The organism is Actinomadura sp. 7K507, from assembly GCF_004348425.1.
In the GTDB taxonomy this organism is placed as follows: domain Bacteria; phylum Actinomycetota; class Actinomycetes; order Streptosporangiales; family Streptosporangiaceae; genus Spirillospora.
The window spans coordinates 1-3,862 of record NZ_SMKK01000422.1; the positions used below are offsets into that span (position 1 = coordinate 1).

General features: G+C 74.5%; 5 protein-coding genes. 2 read left to right on the forward strand and 3 right to left on the reverse strand.

Going from position 1 to position 3,862, the window contains the following annotated elements; genetic code table 11:
* Positions 1 to 1,553, forward strand: a 1,553-nt coding sequence (locus E1285_RS43745; protein WP_132160804.1) for an ABC transporter permease, incomplete at its 5' end; no start/stop codon positions are given.
* An 18-nt stretch (positions 1,554 to 1,571) separates the two neighbouring features.
* Here the strand turns inward: E1285_RS43745 and E1285_RS43750 are convergent.
* Positions 1,572 to 2,498: a LysR family transcriptional regulator gene (locus E1285_RS43750; RefSeq protein WP_243723471.1), complete on the reverse strand. Its 927-nt coding sequence runs from the start codon at positions 2,496 to 2,498 to the stop codon at positions 1,572 to 1,574.
* Between the two features lie 73 nt (positions 2,499 to 2,571).
* On the opposite strand from E1285_RS43750, the gene E1285_RS46245 reads away from it, so the two are divergent.
* Positions 2,572 to 2,748: a hypothetical protein gene (locus E1285_RS46245; protein ID WP_165967030.1), complete on the forward strand. Its 177-nt coding sequence runs from the start codon at positions 2,572 to 2,574 to the stop codon at positions 2,746 to 2,748.
* Here the strand turns inward: E1285_RS46245 and E1285_RS43755 are convergent.
* Entirely contained in the window at positions 2,739 to 3,128 is a 390-nt protein-coding gene (locus tag E1285_RS43755; RefSeq protein ID WP_132160805.1) for a PPOX class F420-dependent oxidoreductase, read from the reverse strand. The genes E1285_RS46245 and E1285_RS43755 overlap by 10 nt on opposite strands.
* Before the next feature lie 35 nt (positions 3,129 to 3,163).
* A complete protein-coding gene (eda, locus tag E1285_RS43760) occupies positions 3,164 to 3,790 on the reverse strand; it encodes a bifunctional 4-hydroxy-2-oxoglutarate aldolase/2-dehydro-3-deoxy-phosphogluconate aldolase (RefSeq protein ID WP_132160806.1) in 627 nt (208 codons plus the stop codon).
* Positions 3,791 to 3,862: the final 72 nt, after the last annotated feature.

A 3,862-nucleotide genomic window follows, 5' to 3' on the forward strand; every position in this document is an offset into this window, starting at 1 on the left:
GGCTCGCGGCGGGCGCCGGGGTCGCGGCGGGGCTGGCGCGGCTGATGACGGTCGCCACGGGCGGCGAGCCGCTGCCGTTCGGGACGCTGGTCGTGCCCGCCTCGGCGGTGATCGCGTCCTACGGGGTGGGGACGCTCGTCACGGTGGCCGCCGCGTTCGTCCCGGCACGGCGCGCGGCGCGGATCCCACCCGTCGCCGCCCTCCGTGCCGCGTCGGCGGCGCCGCGTCCGCTGCGGGGCCGGACGCTGTGCGGCGCCTTCGCCCTCGCGGTGGGCGCGGGGACCGTCGCGGCCGGGTTCGCGGCGGACGGGCGGACGGCGCTGACGCTGGCGGGGGCCGGGGCCATGGTGTCGTTCGCCGGGGTGGTCGTGGTGTCGCCGGTGCTCAGCCGTCCCGCGATCCGGGTTCTGGCCTGGCCGTTCGCGCGGTTCGGCGGGAGCGCGGGCCGGATGGGCGGGCGCAACGCGCTGCGCGACCCGAGGCAGACGGCGGCGACCGCGTCCGCGCTGACGATCGGCCTCGCGCTGATCGCGGCCGTGTCGGTGATCGTCCAGTCGATGGCGGCGTCGGTGGACCGCCGGCTCGACGCGGGCCTCGCCGCCGACTACAGGGTCACCGGGCGCAGCCAGGTCACACCGGTCAGCGGGAAGGCGGCCGCCGCGGTGGCGCGGGTGGGCGGCGTCCGGTCGGTGATCCCGGTCCGGACGGCGCGGTTCGAGCTGGACGGTGCCGTGCGGACCGCCACGGCGGGGACGCCCCGCGAACTGCTGGGCCACTTCCGGCTGCCGCTCCTGGAGGGGGCCTCCGCCGTGCGCGGGGACGAGCTGCTCGTCGGCCGCACCATTGCGGAATCGCAGGGCTGGGAGGTCGGAACGACGATCGGCGGCCGGTACCGGGACGGGACGGAGCGAACGTTCCGCATCGCCGGGATCTACCTGAACCTGCCGTCGCTCACCCCGTCCGCACCCGCCATGATCATCGACTGGAGCGGCTACCGGGCCCGCGAGCCGGACGCGCCGATCGACCGCATCGAGATCGACGCCGCGTCCGCGGACCGGGGCGCCCTGGAGGCGGCGCTCGCCCCATGGCCGAACCTGGAACTCAAGGACCGCGCCCAGATCAGGGACGACGCCGCCGGGGACATCGAGCTGTTCCTCGATCTCGTCCTCGGCCTGCTGGTGCTGTCGGTCGCCGTCGCCGCGCTGGGCATCGTCAACACGCTCGCGCTCGCCGTCATCGAACGGACGCGCGAGATCGGAATGCTCCGCGCCGTCGGCATGCAGCGCCGCCAGCTCCGCCGCATGATCCGGTACGAGGCGGTCGTCGTCTCCCTGTTCGGTGCGGTGCTCGGCGTCGGGACGGGCGTCGTCCTCGGCGTCGTCCTCCAGCGCGCGATGGCGGACGGCGACGGCGGCATGGAGGTCCTGGCGATCCCCTACGGGCGGCTGGCGGTGTGCGTGGTGGCGGCGGCGGTGATCGGCGTCGCCGCGGCGGTGTGGCCCGCGCACCGCGCCGCCCGCATGGACGTCCTGCGGGCGATCGCCACCGAATGAGGCGGCGGCGGGCTGGCGTCAGGCGGCCAGGCGGTCGCAGCGGGCGGGGACGGCGTCGTGCAGGGCGCGGAGCCCGCGGGCGATCAGCGGGTTGCCGCGGCTGCCGCGCCGCACGGCGGTCAGCAGGCGGCGCCTCGGGACGCTGCCCCCGGTCAGCGGGACCCGGACCACCTGCTGATCGCCCGGCCCGCCCGCCAGTCTCGGCAGGAGGGACACCCCGAGGCCGTTGGCGACCAGCGCCCAGATCACCGACCAGCCGGTGGCGTGGTGCGCGAACCGGGGCGTGAACCCGGCCGCGGCGCAGTGGGTCATGACCTGGTGATGATGGACGCACAGCTCGGGTGCGACGCTGATCCACGTCTCCTCCGCCGCGTCCTCCAGCCGGACGCTGCCGTGGCGCGCGAGCGGATGACCGATCGGGACGATGAGGTCGAGCGCCTCCTCCATGAGCGGCTCCTGGTCGAAGCGCAGGTCACCGGGAGGCGGCGCATCCGGGGTGGGCTCGATGACCGCGATGTCGGTCTCGCCAGCGGCGAGGAGGCCCACGGCCACGTCGGTGTCGCATTCGCGGATCTCGATCCTCAGGGCCGGGTCCTCCCGTCGCAGGGCACCCGCGGCCGGGGCGACGAGCCCGCCGACGGCCGTCGTGAATCCGCACATGCGCAGCGGTCCGGCGGCCCCGGCGCGGTGCGACTCCAGGTCGGCGAGGGTCTCCTCCCACTTGGCGAGCAGCCCGTCGGCGTGCTCGATCAGCAGGGAGGCGGCCGGTGTCAGCCGCACCTTGCGGCCCTGCGGCTCCAGCAGCGGCACCTTCAGCTCCCGTGCCAGCTCCCGCAGGTGGTGGGAGACCGCCGACGGCGTGAGGTGCAGCGCCTCCGCCGCGGACGTGACCGTCCCGTACTGGTGGACGAGCCGGAGCATGTGCAGCCGCCGCAGATCAATCATGTAACCATGTTGCACGATCCAGTGCGAAAATCTGAAATAGACGCCAACATTCGGCCGGATGCAGACTGCGGGCATGACACAGAACACGCTTGTATCCCGGCACCTCACCAGTGACGGCGTCGTCGTCTGGACCCGCTGCGCCTGCGGGCGGCTGCGGATGGACCTCGTCCCCAACGCGGGCGGCACACCGCTGACCGCGGGCCCGTGCACGCGCTGCGCCTCCGGCCCCGGCCGCGCCGATCAGTCCTGATCGAGCGTGAGTTCGTAATGGAGCGTCCGGAAGCGCTTCATCCGGTGGAACAGCGGTACCGCGAACCCCTGGAGGAAGGGGTGCTTGCGGGCCAGCAGCCTGCGGATCGGCTTCGACTCGTCCTCGGTGAGCAGCCGGACGCGGCCGCGCGACGCGGTCCCGGTGACCTGTCCCCGGAACGTGCTCGGCGCGATCTCCACCTCAGGGTTGCGCGCCATCCGCTTCGTCTTGACGGCCGCGTCGAACGTGCGGAAGTAGGCATGGTCGCCTTGGACGACGACGTTGACCGGCGTCCCGACCGGCGTCCCGTCCTTGCGGTAGGTCGTCAGCAGGATGGTGCGCTGCTTTTTCAGGCTCTCCAGCGTTGCCGTGATGTTCATACCCAGGAGACCGTGCAGCCCCTCCGGAAGTGACATCAGGCGGGGCGCAGGGCCGCCGCTTCCGAGGCGAGCTTGCGGATGCGGTCCCAGTCGCCGGCGCGGACGACGTTCGCCGGGGTCAGCCAGGACCCGCCGACGCAGCCGACGTTGCCGAGCGCGAGGTAGTCGGCGGCGTTCCCCGGGGTGACCCCGCCGGTCGGGCAGAACCGGATCCGCGGCAGCGGCCCGGCGAGCGCCTTCAGGAAGGCCGCGCCGCCCGACGCCTCGGCGGGGAAGAACTTCATCGCCGTGATCCCGTCCTCCAGCAGCGCCATCGCCTCGGACGCCGTGGCCACGCCGGGCAGGAAGGGCAGGCCGGTCGCGACCATCGCGGCCTGGAGGCGGGGCGTGCGGCCGGGGCTGACCAGGAAGCGGGCCCCGGCGGCCGCCGACCGCTCGGCGTCCTCGGCGCCGGCGACCGTTCCCGCGCCGACCACCGCGTCCGGGACCTCGGCGGCGATCCGCTCGATCGCCTCCAGCGCGGCGGGCGTGCGGAGCGTCACCTCGATCACCGGGAGCCCGCCTTCGACGAGGGCGCGGGCCATCGGGACGGCCGCGCCGGCGTCGTCCAGCACGACGACGGGAATCACGGGCGCGAGGTCGAACAGGTCTTCGGCGATCATGCGAGCTCCAGGGGTTCCGGGCCGGGCGGGCGGCCGGGCGGGCGGTCGGGCAGGCTCTGCGCGATCCGCATG

Coding starts and splice junctions, on each gene's coding strand:
- E1285_RS43750 (WP_243723471.1), bottom strand. CDS start 2,498: ATGATTGATCTGCGGCGGCTGCACATGCTCCGGCTCGTCCACCAGTAC.
- eda (WP_132160806.1), bottom strand. CDS start 3,790: ATGATCGCCGAAGACCTGTTCGACCTCGCGCCCGTGATTCCCGTCGTC.
- E1285_RS43755 (WP_132160805.1), bottom strand. CDS start 3,128: ATGAACATCACGGCAACGCTGGAGAGCCTGAAAAAGCAGCGCACCATC.
- E1285_RS46245 (WP_165967030.1), top strand. CDS start 2,572: ATGACACAGAACACGCTTGTATCCCGGCACCTCACCAGTGACGGCGTC.